This window comes from Pseudoalteromonas sp. L23, assembly GCF_021728455.1.
Lineage (GTDB): Bacteria > Pseudomonadota > Gammaproteobacteria > Enterobacterales > Alteromonadaceae > Pseudoalteromonas.
In genome coordinates this window covers 328,010-347,952 of sequence record NZ_JAKKCW010000002.1, presented here as the reverse complement: position 1 = coordinate 347,952, position 19,943 = coordinate 328,010, and the positions used below count along the sequence as shown (strand labels likewise).

Annotated in this window: 21 protein-coding genes; 19 read left to right on the top strand and 2 right to left on the bottom strand. The window is 42.6% G+C overall.

Annotation, left to right across the window (positions count from 1 at the left end):
- The first annotated feature begins 1 nt into the window (after position 1).
- Positions 2-961, top strand: coding sequence for a DUF4382 domain-containing protein (locus L3V43_RS05370; protein ID WP_206472913.1), 960 nt, complete (start codon positions 2-4; stop codon positions 959-961).
- 54 nt (positions 962-1,015) lie between these two features.
- Here the strand turns inward: L3V43_RS05370 and ald are convergent, their stop codons facing one another.
- Positions 1,016-2,137, bottom strand: a complete 1,122-nt coding sequence (ald, locus tag L3V43_RS05365) for an alanine dehydrogenase (RefSeq protein ID WP_102056785.1) — start codon at positions 2,135-2,137, stop codon at positions 1,016-1,018.
- 139 nt (positions 2,138-2,276) lie between these two features.
- On the opposite strand from ald, the gene lrp reads away from it, so the two are divergent.
- From lrp to rmf, 7 genes are all read left to right on the top strand, one after another.
- On the top strand, positions 2,277-2,756 hold the full coding sequence (gene lrp / locus L3V43_RS05360; protein WP_095726862.1) for a leucine-responsive transcriptional regulator Lrp: 480 nt from the start codon (positions 2,277-2,279) through the stop codon (positions 2,754-2,756).
- A gap of 114 nt (positions 2,757-2,870) precedes the next feature.
- Positions 2,871-5,480 (top strand): DNA translocase FtsK, encoded by a 2,610-nt coding sequence (locus L3V43_RS05355; protein ID WP_237116106.1) that lies wholly within the window; start codon positions 2,871-2,873, stop codon positions 5,478-5,480.
- A complete protein-coding gene (gene lolA / locus L3V43_RS05350) occupies positions 5,480-6,118 on the top strand; it encodes an outer membrane lipoprotein chaperone LolA (RefSeq protein WP_237116105.1) in 639 nt (212 codons plus the stop codon). Before L3V43_RS05355 ends, lolA begins: the two co-directional genes overlap by 1 nt.
- Positions 6,111-7,451 carry a replication-associated recombination protein A gene (locus L3V43_RS05345; RefSeq protein ID WP_227387133.1) on the top strand — a complete coding sequence of 447 codons (1,341 nt, stop codon included), beginning with the start codon at positions 6,111-6,113 and terminating at the stop codon, positions 7,449-7,451. The genes lolA and L3V43_RS05345 overlap by 8 nt, the downstream gene beginning before the upstream one ends.
- A 2-nt stretch (positions 7,452-7,453) precedes the next feature.
- Positions 7,454-7,834: a fluoride efflux transporter CrcB gene (gene crcB, locus L3V43_RS05340; protein WP_102056789.1), complete on the top strand. Its 381-nt coding sequence runs from the start codon at positions 7,454-7,456 to the stop codon at positions 7,832-7,834.
- Between the two features lie 7 nt (positions 7,835-7,841).
- Positions 7,842-9,137, top strand: a complete 1,296-nt coding sequence (serS, locus tag L3V43_RS05335) for a serine--tRNA ligase (protein WP_010604734.1) — start codon at positions 7,842-7,844, stop codon at positions 9,135-9,137.
- A gap of 488 nt (positions 9,138-9,625) precedes the next feature.
- Complete coding sequence (gene rmf, locus L3V43_RS05330; RefSeq protein WP_010372771.1) at positions 9,626-9,796, top strand: ribosome modulation factor; 171 nt, start codon at positions 9,626-9,628, stop codon at positions 9,794-9,796.
- Between the two features lie 78 nt (positions 9,797-9,874).
- Here rmf and fabA read toward each other — a convergent pair whose 3' ends face one another.
- Positions 9,875-10,390, bottom strand: a complete 516-nt coding sequence (gene fabA, locus L3V43_RS05325; protein WP_010372774.1) for a 3-hydroxyacyl-[acyl-carrier-protein] dehydratase FabA — start codon at positions 10,388-10,390, stop codon at positions 9,875-9,877.
- Positions 10,391-10,630: 240 nt separating this feature from the next.
- Between fabA and L3V43_RS05320 the strand changes: the two genes are divergently transcribed.
- From L3V43_RS05320 to L3V43_RS05270, 11 genes are all read left to right on the top strand, one after another.
- Positions 10,631-11,485 (top strand): 6-carboxytetrahydropterin synthase, encoded by an 855-nt coding sequence (locus tag L3V43_RS05320; protein ID WP_010604735.1) that lies wholly within the window; start codon positions 10,631-10,633, stop codon positions 11,483-11,485.
- The gene (locus L3V43_RS05315) at positions 11,478-12,302 is read left to right on the top strand and encodes a M23 family metallopeptidase (protein ID WP_235367436.1); all 825 of its coding nucleotides are present in this window, start codon (positions 11,478-11,480) and stop codon (positions 12,300-12,302) included. The genes L3V43_RS05320 and L3V43_RS05315 overlap by 8 nt, the downstream gene beginning before the upstream one ends.
- Positions 12,299-12,733 (top strand): acyl-CoA thioesterase, encoded by a 435-nt coding sequence (locus tag L3V43_RS05310; protein ID WP_010372783.1) that lies wholly within the window; start codon positions 12,299-12,301, stop codon positions 12,731-12,733. The genes L3V43_RS05315 and L3V43_RS05310 overlap by 4 nt, the downstream gene beginning before the upstream one ends.
- A gap of 284 nt (positions 12,734-13,017) precedes the next feature.
- Positions 13,018-13,383: a response regulator gene (locus L3V43_RS05305; RefSeq protein ID WP_010604737.1), complete on the top strand. Its 366-nt coding sequence runs from the start codon at positions 13,018-13,020 to the stop codon at positions 13,381-13,383.
- Positions 13,380-13,961, top strand: a complete 582-nt coding sequence (locus L3V43_RS05300) for a chemotaxis protein CheX (protein ID WP_010604738.1) — start codon at positions 13,380-13,382, stop codon at positions 13,959-13,961. The genes L3V43_RS05305 and L3V43_RS05300 overlap by 4 nt, the downstream gene beginning before the upstream one ends.
- A gap of 2 nt (positions 13,962-13,963) precedes the next feature.
- A complete protein-coding gene (locus L3V43_RS05295) occupies positions 13,964-15,262 on the top strand; it encodes an ATP-binding protein (RefSeq protein WP_237116104.1) in 1,299 nt (432 codons plus the stop codon).
- 325 nt (positions 15,263-15,587) lie between these two features.
- Complete coding sequence (locus L3V43_RS05290) at positions 15,588-16,103, top strand: chemotaxis protein CheW (protein ID WP_237116103.1); 516 nt, start codon at positions 15,588-15,590, stop codon at positions 16,101-16,103.
- Positions 16,103-17,290 carry a methyl-accepting chemotaxis protein gene (locus L3V43_RS05285; RefSeq protein WP_237116102.1) on the top strand — a complete coding sequence of 396 codons (1,188 nt, stop codon included), beginning with the start codon at positions 16,103-16,105 and terminating at the stop codon, positions 17,288-17,290. Before L3V43_RS05290 ends, L3V43_RS05285 begins: the two co-directional genes overlap by 1 nt.
- A gap of 8 nt (positions 17,291-17,298) precedes the next feature.
- Positions 17,299-17,664 (top strand): response regulator, encoded by a 366-nt coding sequence (locus L3V43_RS05280; protein ID WP_010604742.1) that lies wholly within the window; start codon positions 17,299-17,301, stop codon positions 17,662-17,664.
- 10 nt (positions 17,665-17,674) lie between these two features.
- Complete coding sequence (locus L3V43_RS05275) at positions 17,675-17,959, top strand: STAS domain-containing protein (RefSeq protein ID WP_010604743.1); 285 nt, start codon at positions 17,675-17,677, stop codon at positions 17,957-17,959.
- Between the two features lies 1 nt (position 17,960).
- Entirely contained in the window at positions 17,961-19,937 is a 1,977-nt protein-coding gene (locus L3V43_RS05270) for a chemotaxis protein CheA (protein ID WP_237116101.1), read from the top strand.
- Positions 19,938-19,943: the final 6 nt, after the last annotated feature.

Genomic DNA, 19,943 nt, shown 5'->3' with positions numbered 1-19,943 from the left:
CATGTACAAACCAGTTTTAACAGCGATTGCCTCGGCAATGATACTCGCTGCATGCGGTGGCGGTTCAGGTTCTGACTCAAACGACAACAACACCTCACAACCAACTCAAAAAACCACCGTAAGTGTTGGTGTTTCAGATGCTGCTGTGAATAATCTTGCAGAAGTCAACCTTGTTATTCAACGGCTGACATTTAGAGCATCTGGAAAAGAAGATGTGACATTTGATACCTTGGATGCGCAGGGTAATCCAATGAAGATCAATCTGCTTGAGTATACGGGTGATGATATCTATTTGGTTGTAAACGACCAAGAGATCGATGCCGGTGATTATGAGTGGATCAGAGCCGATGTTGTAAACGGTGGTGCGGGGTCTAATTTTGATTTAACCTCTAGCGTTCGTTTTTTAGATGGTAGCCAAGCACCGCTAGCCGTAACCCGTAAAGGTAATGATGGTGTGGGTGAAATCCAACTCAATAACTTCTCGTTAAATGAAGGTGAAAACCAAATCGTATTGGAGTTTGACTTAAATAAGGCGCTATTGAAGCGCACAAATGATGACACCGTTTATCTAAAACCAACAGCTGTCCGTTTGGAAAATCTGTTAACCAGTTTCGAGATTGAGGGTATGGTTAGCGAGTCTGTGAAAAATGCATGTATAGCAGATAACGCAGACCTAGCCCCTCTTGTCGGAGAGTACAAACATGTTGTTTATCTTTATAAAACGGATGTTGCAGTGCCAAGCGACATCAGTGATGAAGATTCAGCGCCAGTAGCAACCGCAAACTTAGATGCTGAGAGTGAATATGAGATAGCATTTATTGGTTCTGGAGACTACAAACTAGGGTATTCGTGCTTAGGTCATTTAGATGATGCCGAAACGATAGATGCAGATTTTAGTTTGTATCAAACAAAAGACGTTACGTTGACGCAAGATACCGAAGTGAATTTTGAGACAAACTAACAGCAAACAAAAAGGGCTTCAAGTGAAGCCCTTTTTACTACTTAAAATTCAAAATTAAGCATTTTCTAGTGCAGCGCGTGGGTCAACATATTCCATGTTGAAGCCTTCTGCCACTTCTTTACACGTTACTTGACCTTTCAGAACGTTTAGGCCGTCCATAAAGTGTTTGTCATTAAGTAGCGCTTGTTTGTAGCCTAAGTTTGCAAGCTTGATGATGTACGGAAGCGTTGCATTGTTAAGTGCAAACGTTGAAGTACGAGGTACAGCACCAGGCATGTTAGCTACACAGTAGTGAACTACGTCATCAACAATGTATGTTGGATCTGCGTGTGTAGTCGCTTTAGAAGTAGCAATACAGCCGCCTTGGTCGATTGCAACGTCAACAATAGCAGCACCTGGCTTCATCGCTTTGATGTGCTCTGCAGTTACAAGCTTAGGAGCCGCTGCACCTGGAATTAGTACGCCACCGATCACAAGATCTGCTTCTAGTACGTGTTTTTCAAGTGCATCAGCAGTTGAGTAGATAACTTTAGCTTGGCTACCAAACTGTGCATTTAAAGAACGTAGAACATCGATGTTACGGTCAAGAATAGTAACGTCTGCGCCTAGACCTACAGCCATTTGCGCTGCGTTACGACCAACCATACCACCGCCGATCACAACGACTTTAGCTGGTTCAACACCAGGCACGCCACCTAGCAGCATACCACGGCCTTCACGCGACTTTTCAAGCGCTTGAGCACCAGCTTGAATTGACATACGACCAGCAACTTCTGACATTGGCGCTAGCAATGGAAGACCACCACGCGTATCAGTTACCGTTTCGTATGCAATACAGATAGCACCGCTCTTGATTAGATCTTCTGTTTGTGGAAGGTCTGGTGCTAGGTGAAGGTAAGTAAATAGGATTTGGTCTTCACGTAACATGGCGCGCTCAACAGCTTGAGGCTCTTTTACTTTAACAATCATATCAGCAGTAGCAAAAACGTCTGCTGCAGTGTCTAAAACTTTAGCACCAACTTGAACATAATCTTCGTCAGTAAAACCAATGCCGATACCAGCATTTGTTTCAACAACGACTTCGTGACCGTGATTGATTAGTTCACGAACGCTCGCAGGAACCATACCTACGCGGTATTCGTGGTTTTTTATCTCTTTAGGTACACCAATAATCATAATATTCGCCTCAAAATAAGAACGGGGTAAAATTTTTGACTATTATATTTACCTATAGCCAGTGTGTCTCACTGTTTTAATATTTTAATGTAGTGATATACTCTGAATTAATGAGTCATTCAGGATAAAAAACTACACTATGTATCAACAACTAGACAGAATCGACAGAAAGATTTTAGTCGAACTTCAAAAAGATGGCAGAATTTCAAACGTAGAATTAGCCAAACGCATAGGATTGAGCGCTACGCCTTGCTTGGAGCGCGTTAAAAAGCTGGAACGGGAAGGATTTATTCGGGGTTATAAAGCCGTAGTCGATCCTGCTAAGCTTGGACAGGGACTTTTAGTGTTTGTTGAAGTTACAGTGAATAAAAACTCGCCTGATGTATTCGATAGATTTAATCAAGCAGTAAAGCAGCATGACGAAATTATTGAATGTCATCTTGTGTCCGGTAGTTTCGACTATCTATTGAAAACACGAGTGACTGACATGTCAGAATATCGAGGAGTATTAGGAGAAATTTTACTTAAACTGCCAAGTATCAGTGAAAGTCGCACTTTTGTGGTCATGGAAGAAGTAAAAGGAGAAGAAGGAGAAGTAATAAAACCTTGTGCACCTTGAGGTATTTCTTGGTAAGGTGTAAGTATATACAGCAATACTAACGCAAATCACTAATTTGCTGACGTTTTGGGCTTACATAGTCCAGAAAAGAAACAGAAAAAAGGTTTAATTACAATGCGCTTAAATGGTGTGCAACGCCTCTTAGAGACAGGTTTGATTGTAAGCACGGCTGCAGCAATATTTATGTTGTGTGCGTTGATAAGTTTCGACCCAGCAGACCCTGCTTGGACTCAATCCGGTGAGTACGTAAAAGTAAACAATATAACGGGTGCTGCCGGAGCTTGGCTGGCAGACATTATGCTGCTGAGTTTCGGGTGGCTGGCGTTTTTGATCCCCGCGGCGCTGCAGTTTCTTGGTTATCTACTGTTTAAAAAACCGCATAAGCTACTGCAACTCGATTACACCACGCTAGGTTTACGCCTTATTGGCGCAACATTGTTTATCACCTCTGCGAGTGCAATCAGCAGTATCAACTTTGATGATATCTATAATTTCTCATCTGGTGGGGTAGTAGGGGATGTGGTTGCAGGGGCCATGATGCCCGCCTTTAACTTTACCGGTACTTCTATACTGTTACTATGCTTTTTCTTTGCAGGAATGACGCTACTTACCGGTGTGTCTTGGGTTGAATTTGTTGATTATTTGGGTGAAAAGGTACTCGCCGGCTTTAGATGGTTACGCGATAGACTGACAGCAGAGCGCAATATAGAGCAAACGCAGTCAGTTTCACAGAAACCTGAGGCCGCTAGCACCAAAGCGGATAGAGTAGACAGTGAGACACCAATAATAGCTCCCGAGAAAAAAAATGATTATGAGCAGGCTCTCCAGCAGCAAACCGATACTGAAACTGATATTGACTTCGATGCTGAAGAAGAACCTAGTGGACTTGGTAAATTAAAAGATAAATTGTTCCGCAAAACGAACACTGAATCTACACCTCAAACTTCGTCTGCACCGCACTCTGATCTACAAGAGAAGAAAGAACCGTCGGTGTTCGATGAGCTAGATGATATCCTTGAGCAAGAAATCAACTTTTCAGCGATAGAGGATGAGCCACTGGATACTGTCGCGGCATTAAATGCCTTGGATGAAGCACCTGTGCACGAAACCAAAGTGGTTTCTCCGGCAAGGCCTCTTAAGCCTAAAGCACCTGAAAAGGCGGCCAATGGTTATCAGCCTCCACCAAGCGCAAAAGAGCAATTTGAAGCGCTTCTAGAGGCTCAGCCACCTGCAGAACCATTGCCTTCATTAGATTTGTTGGATAGGCCGGACAAGGCTAAGAATCCAATTTCGCAAGAAGAGTTAGATCAGGTTTCGCGGTTAGTTGAAACTAAACTATTAGACTTCAATGTCCAAGCACAGGTAGTTGGTGTGTATCCAGGCCCTGTCGTTACGCGCTTTGAGTTAGATCTCGCGCCGGGCATTAAAGTTGCTAAGATCACCGGTCTGGCAAAAGACTTAGCGCGTTCATTATCTGCAGTCTCAGTGCGCGTAGTTGAGGTTATCCCTGGCAAGACGTATGTGGGTTTAGAGTTGCCTAACAAACACCGCGAAATCGTACGTTTGTCCGAAGTGATAGATGCCCCTAAGTTTGAACAAAATCCATCTCCTTTGACTATGGTGCTTGGTAAAGATATCGCAGGCCAGCCGGTCGTCGCTGATTTAGCCAAAATGCCGCACCTGCTGGTGGCCGGTACAACCGGCTCTGGTAAGTCAGTGGGCGTTAATGTCATGATCCTTAGCTTGTTATATAAGTCGCCGCCAGAAGATGTGCGAATGATCATGATAGACCCAAAAATGCTTGAGCTTTCAGTCTACGAAGGTATCCCACATTTATTATGTGAAGTGGTTACTGATATGAAAGAGGCTGCAAACGCGCTACGCTGGTGTGTGGGGGAAATGGAACGCCGTTACAAGCTGATGTCGGCACTCGGTGTCCGTAACCTTAAAGGTTACAATCAAAAGATTAAAGACGCCAAAGAAGCGGGTCATCCAATCTTAGATCCACTCTTTAAAGATACAGACGGTATGGCGGATGAACCACAAGAGCTAGATAAATTACCGAGTATCGTGGTCGTTATAGACGAATTTGCCGACATGATGATGATTGTTGGTAAAAAAGTAGAAGAGTTAATAGCACGTATTGCACAAAAAGCGCGAGCGGCCGGCATACATTTAGTGCTGGCAACACAGCGTCCATCAGTGGATGTCATTACGGGTTTGATCAAAGCGAATATACCAACGCGAATGGCGTTCCAAGTATCAAGTAAGATTGATTCACGTACAATCTTAGACCAGCAAGGTGCAGAAAACCTGTTGGGTATGGGTGACATGCTCTATCTGCCGCCAGGAACGAGTGTTCCGGTTCGTGTGCATGGCGCGTTTGTTGACGATCATGAAGTACATGCGGTAGTGAGTGACTGGAAAGCAAGAGGCAAACCAAACTACGTAGAAGAAATTCTATGCGGTGAAGCAACCGAGGATATTTTACTACCAGGCGAAGCACCGGAAGGTGGGGATGAAGAGTCTGACCCACTTTATGATGAAGCCGTTGGGTTTGTTATTGAAACAGGCAAAGTGTCTGTTTCGAGTGTACAACGTAAGTTAAGAGTTGGTTATAACCGTGCCGCTCGATTAGTTGAGCAAATGGAAATGTCGGGAGTGGTAAGTGCTCCTGGTCATAATGGTGCACGAGATGTATTGGTAAAAGGTGGAGCCAATTAATGAAAAAATTTAAGCAAATTGCATTGCTAACGGTACTATCAAACCTCTTTATTCAGCCTGTGTGGGCTGATGAGGCTGCGATGCAAAGTCTAAAAGGAAGACTGGCTGAATTAACCAGCTTTCAAGGTAAGTTTGAGCAAATCGTTAAAGATCAAGAAGGCAATGAGTTGCAAACCGGTGAAGGGGCGATAACCTTAGCGCAGCCACTTAAAATCCGCTGGCAACAAGAGATGCCGGATGACACTTTATTTGTATCAAGCGGAGCAACAACCTATTACTATGATACGTTTGCTGAGCAAGTGACCATCCTAGATACGACTAAACTTATTGATACTACGCCATTTGTGCTACTTACGACACAAGAGGACAGTCAATGGTTGAAGTACAACGTAGCACTTAACGGTCAAGAATATCTGATCACGCCAAAAAATAAAGTAGACTCGCAGGTAGAGCAATTAACACTGCGTTTTGATGACAAAAACGATGGTTTAACACTATTGAAAGTGAACGATATTTCAGGTCAAGTCTCTACGTTTAGCTTTAAGGAAAGCAAAGTCAATGCGCCAGTAAAAGAGAGTTTGTTTGAGTTTACAATTCCACAAGGAGTGGTCGTAGACGACCAAAGAGGCAGTGACTAGTTTAGGGTTTGATTTTACACCAGATGTACGACCGTTGGCCGCAAGAATGCGGCCAACCTCGTTAGAGCATTATGTTGGGCAGAGTCATATTTTGTCCAAAGGCTCTGTACTTTATCGTGCGATTGAATCTGGACGCTGTCATAGCCTGATCCTTTGGGGGCCACCCGGAGTGGGTAAAACCACCCTTGCTGAGATCATTGCCAACTATGCGGATGCAGAGCTTATCAAGCTTTCCGCTGTCAGTGCAGGAATTAAAGAGGTTCGTGAAGCGGTCGTCGATGCTAAAAACCGATTAGCTCAATTTGGTAGACGTACGCTGTTATTTGTTGATGAAGTACATCGCTTTAACAAATCCCAGCAAGACGGATTTTTACCTCACATTGAAGATGGCACCTTTATTTTTATTGGCGCGACCACTGAAAACCCTTCTTTTGCACTGAATAACGCGATCTTGTCCCGCGCGCGTGTTTATACCTTACAATCGCTTGTAGAGGACGAACTAGGTCAAGTACTTAAAGACGCGTTGTCACGAGATGAACAGCTGTCGAAATTAGCCATCACCATTGATGACAGCGCACTTGAACTCATTGCCAAAGCCGCTTCGGGAGATGCGAGAAAGGCGCTTAATCTACTGGAGCAGGCGGTTGACTTAAGTTTTGAGCCAAATTCAAACACTCATTTGGTGAATGAACTTGTACTAAAACAAGTGTTGCCCAGCCAATTATCAAGTTATGATAATAAGGGCGACTTATATTATGACCTAATCTCAGCGTTTCATAAGTCAGTTCGCGGCAGCGCACCAGATGCAGCGCTCTATTGGTATTGCAAGATATTAGCAGGCGGAGGCGATCCGCTCTATGTTGCAAGGCGATTGCTTGCGATCGCCACGGAAGATATCGGCAATGCAGACCCAAGAGCGATGCAAGTTGCGTTAAATGCTTGGGATATATTTCATCGTGTTGGGCCAAGCGAAGGAGAGCGTGCGATAGCACAGGCAACGCTTTATCTTGCGAGTGCGCCAAAAAGTAACGCGGTCTACATGGCGTTCAATCAAGCTAAACGCGATGCTGTAAGTGATCCGAATTACCCCGTACCTGAACATCTCAGAAATGCACCGACAAAACTAATGAAAGAGCTCGGTTTTGGCGAAGAATACCGTTATGCACATAATGAACCTGGCGCCTTTGCCGCAGGAGAAAATTACTTTCCAGAAGCCATTCAAGAGCGACAATACTATCATCCGACAGATCGGGGACTTGAGAAACAAATAGCCGACAAGCTCAACTATCTACAGACGCAAAATGCGCAAAGTAGCACCAAGAGGTACAAGTAGCGATGCTAATAAATTATCTCACAATTGCCCTAGGTGGAGCGTTTGGTGCAATGTTACGCTTTTTTATCAGCGATATGTCGATAAAACTCTTAGGTAAGGGATTCCCTTTTGGGACGTTGATCGTTAATATTCTTGGTTCATTATTGATGGGTGTGCTTTACGGTTTAATTGAAAAAGAAGTTATTTCAGTTTCTCCATCTAAAACGTTGATAGGTATTGGCTTTTTAGGTGCGCTGACTACTTTTTCTACATTCTCAATGGATTCCTTGTTGTTACTTCAACAAGGGCAATATGTGAAAATGGCGTTTAACGTCACATTAAACGTGGTGGCGTGTATCTTTATGACCTGGGTTGGTCTTTGCCTCATCATGCAAAAAGGTTAAAAAAACAATGTTAGATTCTAAATACTTTCGTCAAGACATCGAGGAAGCCGCTGCGCGTTTGAAAAAGCGTGGTTTTGAACTCGATGTTGCTAAGATCACCGAATTAGAAGAAAAGCGCAAAGCGCTACAAACCAAAACTCAGGAATTACAGAGTGAGCGTAACAGTTCCTCCAAAGCGATTGGTCAAGCTAAAGCGAAAGGGGAAGACGTTCAACCTTTACTAGATGCTGTTGCAAACTTGGGCGACCAATTAAGTGCAGCGAAAGAAGAGCAGGATAAAATTCTTGCTGAACTTAATGACTACGCAATGTCGTTGCCAAATCTCCCTGCTGAAGAGGTACCTGCAGGTGCTGATGAGTCTGAGAATGTTGAAATAAGCACTTGGGGTGAGCCAAAGCAATTTGACTTTGAAGTTAAAGATCATGTTGACCTTGGTGAAGCGCTTGATAAGGGTCTCGATTTCGAGACTGGTGTTAAGCTAAGTGGTTCTCGCTTTACAGTGATGCGCGGTGGCGTAGCACGTATGCATAGAGCACTTGTACAACTGATGCTGAATACCCACACGGAGCAAAATGGTTATACAGAAATGTATGTACCATATCTTGTGAATAAAGCGAGCTTGTTTGGCACGGGTCAGCTTCCTAAGTTTGCAGAAGATTTATTCCACACAGAAGCATTATCTGAAGACCAAGATGGCTTTAGTCTAATTCCGACGGCAGAAGTACCGTTAACTAACTGCGCTCGCGATGTTATTTATGACGAAAAAGAGCTGCCGATTAAGATGACGGCGCACACGCCTTGTTTTAGAAGCGAAGCAGGTAGCTATGGCCGTGATACGCGCGGACTTATTCGTCAACACCAGTTTGATAAGGTTGAACTTGTCCAGCTTGTAAAACCTGAAGATTCTATGGCAGCGCTTGAAGAGTTAACGGGCCATGCTGAGCAAATTTTACAAGCACTTGGCTTACCTTACAGAAAAGTGGTGCTTTGTACTGGAGACATGGGTTTCGGTGCGACGAAAACGTACGATTTGGAAGTTTGGTTACCAGCGCAAAATACTTACAGAGAAATCTCTTCTTGTTCAAACATGTGGGATTTCCAAGCGCGCCGTATGCAAGCGCGTTTCCGCCGTAGTGGTGAGAAGAAGCCAGAACTGCTTCATACTCTTAATGGTTCTGGTTTAGCGGTAGGTCGTACGCTAGTTGCGATTTTAGAAAACTACCAGCAGGCAGATGGATCAATTGTTGTGCCTGATGCACTAAAACCATATATGGGTGGTGTAGAGGTGATTAAAGCAAGCTAAGATAGTACTGCTTAATTGAGCTTTGCTCGATTTAAAAACTCAAGTTATTGAAAAGAGGTTGGATTCGTCCAGCCTCTTTTTATTACTATATTATGAATGTTTTTTTACAGAGAAATATAGAAAAACAAGATCGTCAACCAACAATTTAAGTCTTGAATATCTAGGTATCTATATAAAATTAAAATAAATATGCTTTTTGTGCTCAGCTGTACAAGAATTACATTTCTGATCGTTGCATGACTCGCTGAGATGTGATTTATTGAAGGTATGGGTTTGGCCAAATCTCATCGGTAAGTAGCACATCTGTATGAAATACGATGTCGCTCGTGTTTAACTTTTCTCAATAAAATCTTTAATTTAAATTGTTAGTACGAATTGTCATTATACCGTAAGTCACAATCTTCGTTTTGAATGACGTTCGCTCAAGTTTGAACTACACAGTATTAGAAACGCTAATGCTGATCGAGAAAAAGGTGAGGATATTACCTATGAAGAGACAGAAAAGAGACCGTTTAGAAAGAGCACATTCACAAGGATTTAAGGCAGGATTAGCCGGTCGGTCGAAAGAAAATTGTCCCTATCAACAAGTAGAACACAGATCAGAATGGTTAGGCGGATGGCGAGAAGCGATGGATAATCGCAACATCTTTAAAACCTGATACCGAATTTTAGGAGAACAAAGCCCCAGATGGGGCTTTGTGTGTTTTTAAAGCTATAAAACGATAACAGCGAAAAAGTTAAAATGCGCTGGTATCTTGGAAAAGACCTACTTTCAAATCTTTTGCTTCATAAATCACGCGACCATCAACTTCGACGATACCATCCGCTAGACCCATAAATAGCTTACGTTTGATAACGCGCTTCATTTCAATGCGATAAGTTACCTTTTTAGCAGTCGGTAAGATTTGACCCGTAAACTTCACTTCGCCCACACCGAGTGCACGACCAAGACCTGGACCACCAGACCAACCAAGGAAGAAGCCTACCAATTGCCACATCGCATCCAAACCTAAACAACCAGGCATTACTGGATCACCTTTAAAATGGCAGTCGAAGAACCACAGATCAGGGTTGATATCGAGTTCAGCAATAATTTGACCTTTACCATGCTCACCACCGTCATCATTAATTTGAACGATGCGATCCATCATTAGCATGTTGTCGCTAGGTAGGCGACAGTTGCCTTCACCAAACATTTCTCCGCGACCACATAAAATAAGTTCTTCTTTTGTATAGCTGTTCTTCGGTTCCATAAATCTTCTTCTTAGCTTGCAAATTGACGCTACTTTAGCGTACAGATGTACGCTAAACAACTCCGAACAGTTAAAAAGCGTACGGAGACTTGTAAATTTTGCGCTAAAGATATGTCTATTTGATTAAATTTCAAAAAATTGAAGAGATTAAATGCAAATCAGTTCCAATTAGGGGCGATTTATAATGTGAAAATCATTATAATCGGGGATGATTTTTTAGCAGGCTATTTTGGGTGATCTATGATCCTTTTTGTTGACTCTTTGACCGTAATTGATTTTTCGTACCTCTGCCCACGTCGTGGTGCGGTAGGTGAAAGTTGGATCACCGATATTGTGCTGCATGGTGAGTTAAACGAAGAGTCTATGGTGTTAGACTTTGCAAAAGTTAAAAAGCAAATCAAACGTATTATCGACGAAAAGCTGGACCACAAATTAGCGGTGCCCAGTGCACTTGCGTGTAATGCAAAACACAGTGAAGGCCGATTTGAATTTGATATGCAATTTGATGGAAATCACTTAGCCATGAATGCACCAGAAGAAGCGGTGTGTGTAGTGGAAGGGGATGAAATCAATGAAGCCAATGCAATCGCTTACCTTAAGTCTGTTATTATGCCGCATATGCCTGAAAACGTGAAAGATTTAGATATAACACTGCGTCCAGAGGCCGCAACTGGCTTCTATTATCACTATAGCCATGGCTTAAAGAAACACGATGGCAACTGTCAGCGTATTATTCATGGTCATCGTTCACTGATTGGTGTAAAGCTCAACGATATCAGCATGCCTAGATTACAAAAACAATGGGCGGATAAATGGCAGGATATTTATCTTGGCAGTGAAGAAGACTTGATTGATCCTAGTTTGCTTCAGTACGTAACCGCGCATGATAAAGATTATGCGTTCGCATATACCTCGTCGCAGGGATATTTTGAGTTGGCGATCAGCAAATCACGTTGCGATATATTACCTTGTGATACAACAGTTGAATGTATTGCGGAGTATCTTGCTGGCCAAATAAAGCTGCAAAACCCACATGATAAGGTTGAAGTAAGAGCATACGAAGGGGTTGGAAAAGGAGCGATTGCGTATGCTTAAACGTGCAATTGTCATATTGCTTGCGAGCACCACTTTATTTGCTGAGGCGCTTGAATTAAAAGGTAACCTGACACAAGGTGGCATGGTCGTCGGCAAGCTTGAAAATGCAACTGAGATAAAGCTAAACGAAACAGAATTAAAGCGCTCTAAAGATGGCTATTTCGTGTTTGGTTTTGGTCGTGATGCTGAACTTAACCACATCTTGAGTTGGCAATCTGATGATGGCCAAAAGCATCGCCAAGCGATAGTGATCACGAAACGAGATTACGATATAGACAAGATCACGGGGGTGGCGAAAAAGTATGTTTCGCCACCAGAGTCGGTGCTAAAACGCATACGTGAAGAAGCACAAGCTGTGTCAAAAGCAAGACAAGGCAATTCGGATTTATTATTCTTTAAAGACCCTGTTTTCAGACCTGCGAAGGGCCGTATTTCAGGTGTTTATGGTAGCCAAAGGTATTTTAATGGTGAGCCAAAACGACCACATTTTGGATTGGATATCGCAAATAAAACGGGTGAGCCGGTCTTAGCGCCGGTATCGGGTAAAGTGGTGTTTGCAAATCCAGATCTTTATTACAGTGGCGGCACTTTGATTATCGATCACGGTCACGGCATTACCTCTACGTATATCCACCTTAGTAAACTGGATGTTAAGGTTGGCGATACGGTAAAAACAGGCGATAAAATCGCTGAAATTGGCGCGACGGGCAGGGTAACTGGCCCGCATTTGGATTGGCGCTTTAATTGGTTCGGGGAACGACTCGATCCAGCTCTACTTATGAAAGATACACTAGCGGATAAAGCAGTAAAAAAATGACAGACGAACAAAGACAAGCCATTGTTGAGCAACGCATCAAAAGCTCAATCACACATGTAACAAAGACCGTTTTCCCAGGCCGAACAAACCACCATAACACTTTATTTGGTGGAGACGCACTGGCTTGGATGGACGAAGTTGCCTTTATTGCTGCAACGCGTTTTTGCCGCAAACCTTTGGTGACTATCTCTTCAGACAGAGTTGATTTCAAAGAGGCAATTCCTGCAGGTACTTTCGCAGAATTAGTATCGAAGGTAGTGCATGTTGGTAATACCAGCTTAAAGGTTGATGTTGAAATCTATCTTGAAAGAATGCACAAAGATGATAAACACTTAGCAATTACAGGTAGTTTTACCTTTGTTGCCGTGGATGACAATCATAGGCCAACTCCTGTTGTTTGTGACAAAATGCTAAACGGCTTTGATAGCTAGTTTTTCGCTAAGATTTTATTTTTAAAATCTCTAAAGCAAATATAGGGCTAAGCCCTATATTTTACCGACCCAAAAGAACACATCATACAAAATTGTAAAATTGCTACTCGTCAAGAACCGCTAAAACTCATTTACGATAATTAATCGAGCCATTATTTGTTATTTCTAAGTTGAATCTCTTTCGTTCAGAGGACAAATGAGTCATTTTTTACTCATAATTTTTTGACAGTCAAAAAGCCAAAGACCATACTTTTTACCAATATAGTGAAATAGGAGTGGTGCTCATGGCAATTCCAGTAACCGTTGCAGACGATTCTATGATGTCGAGAAAGGCTGTGCTTAGGGCAATACCTGAAGGCTGGGATGTCGAAGTCAGTGAGGCAAAAAATGGCAAAGAAGCATTGGTGATGGTTGAGCAGGGCAAAGCAGAGGTGTTATTTTTGGATCTAACTATGCCAGAAATGGATGGTTTTGAAGTTCTTACGCATCTACACGAACACCATGCAAAAACAGTGGTAATCGTTATTTCCGCCGATATTCAGCCCGAAGCGAAGAAGTTGGTGGATAAACTCGGCGCATTTCGCTTTTTGCAAAAGCCATTACAAAAAGAAGAGTTACATAACACGCTACAAGAGCTAGGTTTATTATGAACATGCCACTCAGTGAAGAGCAAAGGGACGGCTTGCAAGAGCTAATGAATATATCCATGGGCCAAGCAGCGAACTCTTTAGCTCGATTAATTGAAACGAAAATTAGTTTATCTATCCCTGAAATTACTTCGGTCAGCCCAAATCAACTCAATGAGATCTGTAATACCGCACATGTTTACAGAACGAGGCAGTCATTTTTAGGGGAAATTAAAGGTGAAGTCATTAATCTATTGTCACCGCAAGGCTTACAAGAAATAGCCGAACTTATGGACTACGATAGTCCACTGGATGACTCTGATCTTAATGAAGTCTTATTAGATTTATCTAATATCTTGGCTGGTGCATGTTTAAACGGCTTTTCTAGTCAGTTAGAGCTTAAAACCTCATTGACTATGCCGACTATTTACAAACATCAACTATCCGACGACATTGCCGAGTGGAAAACCACATTGGTGATGAAAATTGCATTTATAATCGAGTCTATTGCTTTTGATTCGAGAGTGATTATTTGTTTGGATGAGAAATCCATTAAAACTGTGATCCAAAAACTCAATGCCATGCTTGGAATAGAGGACTGACTGTGTTTAACGAATTGCAGCGTTATATTCCGGTTGGAATTTGTGTACTCGACCAATCACATACGGTGGTTTTTGCGAATGAATTTTTGAAAAACCGCCTACCGGATAACACTCCCAAAAATATTGAGGGCATGTCTATCGATGAGGTATTTCCTGAAGCTGCAAAAATCATTAAGCGGAAATTGAAGAGTGTTTTTGCTTTAAAAGCAGCAAGTTTTAGCTACTGGGAGCATCGTCCTCATGTTTTTGAACTAAGCAGCAGCCGTCCTGTTACTGGTGATGAAACTTCAATGTATCAGAATATTCAATATGTGCCGATTTTTGAGCATTCTGAAGAAGTGAAAAAGGTATGCGTGATCATACAAGATGTGACGGAGCTTGCGAGCTATTATCAAGAGCAAAAACGTCTAACCGAAGCATTGGAGATAGAAAAGCAGGAGTTAAAAACACTCAACCTTAAGTTGGAAGCTGCACAAAACCAATTACTACAGTCTGAGAAAATGGCAGCAATTGGCCAACTAGCCGCTGGCGTGGCGCATGAAATCAACAATCCAATTGGTTTTGTGAATTCCAATATTCAAAGTTTAGAAGGCCAGGCTAGCGGACTGTTTGCGATGCTCGATTTTTATGAATCGAATTTTAGTACACTTGCCGACAGTGATTTAGCACAGCAGGAGCAGCAGCTCCAAAGTCAGCATAGTATCGACTTTTTAAAGGAGGATGTGCCTGAATTACTGCAAGAGTGCTTAGAAGGGCTGGACCGAGTCTCTAAGATAGTTGAGAGTTTAAAATCCTTTTCTCATGTTGATAACCAGGAGTGGCAAGAGGCAGATCTCATTAAAGGGATTGAAAGTACGCTGAAAATAGCCAACAACTCAATTAAGTACCATGCGGTTATCAACAAAACTTACTCTCTCGATGATGAAGTGTTGCTATATTGTCAGCCAATGCAGATTAATCAGGTATTTTTAAACTTAATTATCAATGCAGCGCAGTCAATAGCGTCAAGCGGTACGGTAACTATCTCTATCGAAGATAAACAAAACGAGGTGGTTATTGCCATCCAAGACACTGGCAAAGGGATCCCTGCTGAGGACATCAATAAAATTTTTAATCCATTTTTTACCACCAAACCTGTTGGTCAAGGCACTGGCCTTGGGCTGTCTCTATCATATAGCATCGTCGCCAAGCACAAGGGTCGCATTCAAGTTGACTCACAAGTCGGTGTCGGCACAACGTTTACGGTATCCTTTCCTAAGCTCAGCGAAGCAGATTTCTCCGACGAATTTACGGATAATTAATCAATCAAACCCAGTTCATAAATAAAATTAGCCTTCATTAGGTTAGCGTTTCTTTGCAATTCATGTACTCCCTTATTGTTTTTGTTCTGATTATCCAGTTTTCAATCAGTTGGCTTTAGCTTTCTGCCACAGGTTTCGTTGTCAAAAAATCCATTATAAATCCGTCACCGCGGTAATACTTAATACTAAGGAATTGTTTATAACCACCTGTTTTTAAACTTATTTTTACCACTCAAAAATAGATAAAATAAATTATTGCTCAAATTTTGACAGATAAGAAATACAAGACTAAAGTAACATATAAGACAAATGAGACGGGTGAAATATGCAAGCGATCACAGAAAACACACAGTCATTACAATATCTCACTTTTCAGTCAAGACAGGATTGCTATGCAATTGAAATCCTGTCAATAAAAGAGATTATTGAACTGGGCTCCGTGACAAAAGTCCCCTTGATGCCTGAGTTTATTAAAGGAGTGATTAATTTAAGAGGCTCAGTTGTACCCGTTATCGATCTGTCAGCTCGGCTTTGTGGAGAAGTAATAGAAGTGGGCAGACGAACCTGCATTATCATTTGTGAATTCAGTATTTCTGATAACTTCATTGAGATGGGTGTCATTGTTGACGGCGTTAATGAAGTCATAGAAGTTGACGCAAAAGATCTAACTAACTCACCTCAGTTTGGCGCGCAAATCAGAGCTGACTTCATCGCTTCCATGGTAAGACGCGGAGATGAGCTACTTATCGCGCTAGACCTTGAAAAAGTTCTCTCAGTTGAAGAGATGGCTGAGCTTATAGAGTTAAGCGAGCATGGTAGTCACCTTGGGGAGTCAGCATAATGCAGATACTTCCAATCAATGAGCTAAAGGCAATCTACAAGTACTACATTAGCGCTGCGGTGTTGCTCAGCCTAGTATTGTCTCTCACGCTATTGCTCAGTGTTCGCGTTGATATTTTGTCGCTATCTTCTGTGCTCATCACCAGTGCACTCTTAGCGGTAACGTTAAGGCAGCGTCACTTAACTGCAAAAGTCATTCTTGATTGTGAGGCATTTGCTAGTTATTCGAGTGAGATGCAAGAGCATTGCGAGGTAGAGCAGCACAATACAGAATCTGTTGCCGCGATTTTAGAAACCGTTATTAATCAGGTCTACAGTATTAAGACCTTGGGTAATGACTCGGTTTCAGGGCTGACCTTGCAGTTTTCAGAGCTAAGACAGGCACTAAATAACACGATCGAATCGGCACGAGGTTCTGTAGAAAATTTTGGTGATGATGAACACTGTTTTGCCAAACACAGTCAAGAAGAACTCAATGAAGTCCTGCATAGTTTGCGCGTGGCTCTCGGCTCAAAACTCGAGGTCGTCAATTCCAATCAAGCTGTAAGTCATGCTGCCAAAGAACTAACTGAGCAAACCAAATCTATTCAAAAAATCTCAAAAGAGATTACGTTATTGTCACTTAACGCATCAATTGAAGCTGCAAGAGCAGGGGAGGCCGGTCGGGGGTTTGCCGTGGTAGCGGAAAGGGTGCGTGAGCTTTCGGATATCACTTCTGAAGCTGCAGAACTTATTATTGAAAAGATGAATGGCTTAACCAATGCCGTTGCTGACAATACTGAAAAGCTCACCGAATCACAAGCACAAGACGTTACGCTTATGGATGATGCTGAATTACATATCCGAAAAGTGCTCAATGAGATGGCGACGGTCGCTAATGAGCTGACGCAATCGGTACATGGATTAGATGATACCGCAAGCAAGATAAAAGCGAACGTCGACGACGCGATAACCGATTTTCAATTCCAAGATAGAGTGAGCCAAAAGCTAGAACACATTTGCAAAGGGCTTACTTCATTAGTCTCACTATACAGGACAGAAGGTGAGCTAGGCGAGGAAGGGTTGGCTACATTACAGCAAGAAATGTTCAACTCTTACACCATGAAAGAAGAAAGGGAATGTCATGTTTCAACCACTGAAAATACGTCTCAACACGACCATGTTGAAGACGAAGTAACATTTTTCTAGGAGGTCTTATGACTAAGAAAATTATGATAGTAGATGATTCGGCTTCAATTCGTCAGGTGGCAAAAATGACACTACTCGCTGAAGGTTATGAAGTCATTGATGCCTGTGATGGTCTTGACGCAATCAACAAGTTAGATGAAGGCAAAATCAACCTGATCATTAGTGACTTGAATATGCCAAACATGGACGGGCTGAGCTTGTTGAAGAAAGTGAAAGAAATGGGTCAATATCGCTTTACGCCATTTTTGATGCTAACCACAGAATCGGGCTCGGATTTCGTGAGTCAAGGCAAGCAAGCGGGAGCAAAGGCTTGGATGATAAAGCCGTTTAAACCCGAAAAGCTGATTAATACCGTTTCACGTATTTTGGCGTAGGAGCATAAATATGAGCAACTTAACCATTGTGCTGCCAGAAGTATTGACCATTTATGAAGTGAGCAAAGTGGCAGCAAAATGGCAGCTCATGTTAAGCGATGACACGACGGCGATAGCAATTGACCTTAGCGAGCTGTTGGAGGTGGACGCTGCAGGCTTTCAATTAGTTGTAGCACTCGCACAGTGTTGTACGGAAAAGCCGTTATCTGTGATAGGTGTCGATGAGCATCACTCACCTTGTGCCTTATGGCTACTCAATACCTTAGTTGCATCAAACTGCGCGCAAAGGAGGTAAGATGGTTGATTTATCCGAAATTCAAGCGGTCTTTATTGAAGAAGCCAAGGAGTTGGTACTTCAATTTGAAGAAAGTCTCTTGGCAATGGAGTCTATACTGCCAAATAGTGACGACGAGATCATAAACGAGGCGTTTCGTGCTGCACATACCATAAAGGGCTCAGCCGGTGTTGTTGGCTATGACCATATTGTCGATTTTACGCATTTTGTTGAAGCAACAATGGAGCTTCTTCGTGATCACGCGCTAAATCCTTGCGAAAAACTGATTTCGACTTTGCTCGAATGTAATGACCATATAAATGCGTTAATTAAGTGCTTAGAGTCAAACGAAGATTTTCCTCAGGCGTTGACCGATGCTGAAACTGGGCTGCTAGAAAGTTTAAAGTCATATAGTGGTTTGCAAGACCAAGTCTCAAGTGAGCAAACCGTTGTCGAAAATCAAGAAGCAACGCAGAGCTTTCGAGTCTCAGCGCAGTTTTATAAGGCCTGCATGGTGGATGGTTTTGATCCGCTCTCGATTATTCGCTACATCGAAAGTAAAGGTAGTACGGTAGAAGTAGATTGGCTAATTGATGAGGTACCTGCGCTTAACGCGGTCACACCAGATGAACTAGAATTATGCTATTTTAGAATGCAGCTAGAGATACATCACTCTACGCGAGAAGATATCGATGAAGCATTTGAGTTTATTGCTGCAGAATCAAATATTGAGATAGCCCCAATTGAAGATGATAAGCCAACGCCAACACTTGTCAAAACTGATAAACAGCCCACCAAAAATAACAAAGTCAAACCAAAGAATCCCGAGCGGATGATGAAAATACCGGCGCAGAAGCTAGATGAATTAGTCAATGAACTTGGCGAGCTGGTTATCGTGTCTGCGGCACTCGAAGATCACACCAAAACAATACGCGACTCGGCCCTTACCGAAATTGTTGAGCATATTCAACAACTCGTTAGTGATGTGCAAAGCAGTACACTGCAACTCAGAATGGTACAGATAGGTGAAACGTTTAATCGCTTTAGCCGTGTAGTGCGCGACACCTCAAAGGAGTTAGAAAAACAGGTTTCTTTAGAAATTATGGGGGCTGAAACCGAACTTGATAAATCAATGGTTGAAAAGATAGTCGACCCCCTTACGCACTTAGTTCGCAATGCCATTGATCATGGTATGGAGTCACCAGCACAACGAGCGGACAGTGGAAAGCCTGAATACGGTACTTTATCACTCAAAGCCTTTCATGATTCAGGCAGTATTGTAATAGAGATCAGTGACGATGGACGCGGGCTAGACAAAGAAAAAATTAAAGAAAAAGCAATTCAGCGTAATCTGATCTCACCTGATACTGAGCTTACCGACAAAGAAATTGCCAACTTAATCTTCGAGCCAGGCTTTTCCACAGCCGAAAAAATATCAAATATCTCGGGACGCGGCGTTGGCATGGATGTGGTGAGAAAAAACATTGAAGCGGTACGTGGAACGGTGAGTGTTGAATCTGTCGAGCACCAAGGTACGTGTTTCCAACTCAGGTTGCCGTTAACCATGGCCATTATCGATGGTTTTATGGTGAGTGTTGCGGATGCTAAGTTCGTCATTCCACTCGATATGGTTACAGAGTGTATTGAACTTCCGCTTGGCAATGGGGCAACTCGTCAAACCGATTACATTAATCTTCGCGGTACGGTGCTGCCATTTATTCATTTGAGTCGTATTTTCGACTTACCAACGAACCCTAAGATCAGACCAAGTATTGTCGTTGTGAAGTACGGTCAGTTGCGAGCAGGCATCGTCGTCGATCAGCTGTTAGGTGAGTTTCAAACGGTCATCAAACCACTCGGTGCGTTATTTGAAAAGATGTCGGGGATCAGTGGCTCAAGTATTTTAGGGTCAGGAGACATTGCGCTCATTCTTGATGTACCAAAGCTTATTCATGATTTTGCTCATGAACCTGAATCTAGAAAATTAGCTAACTCTTAATAAGGG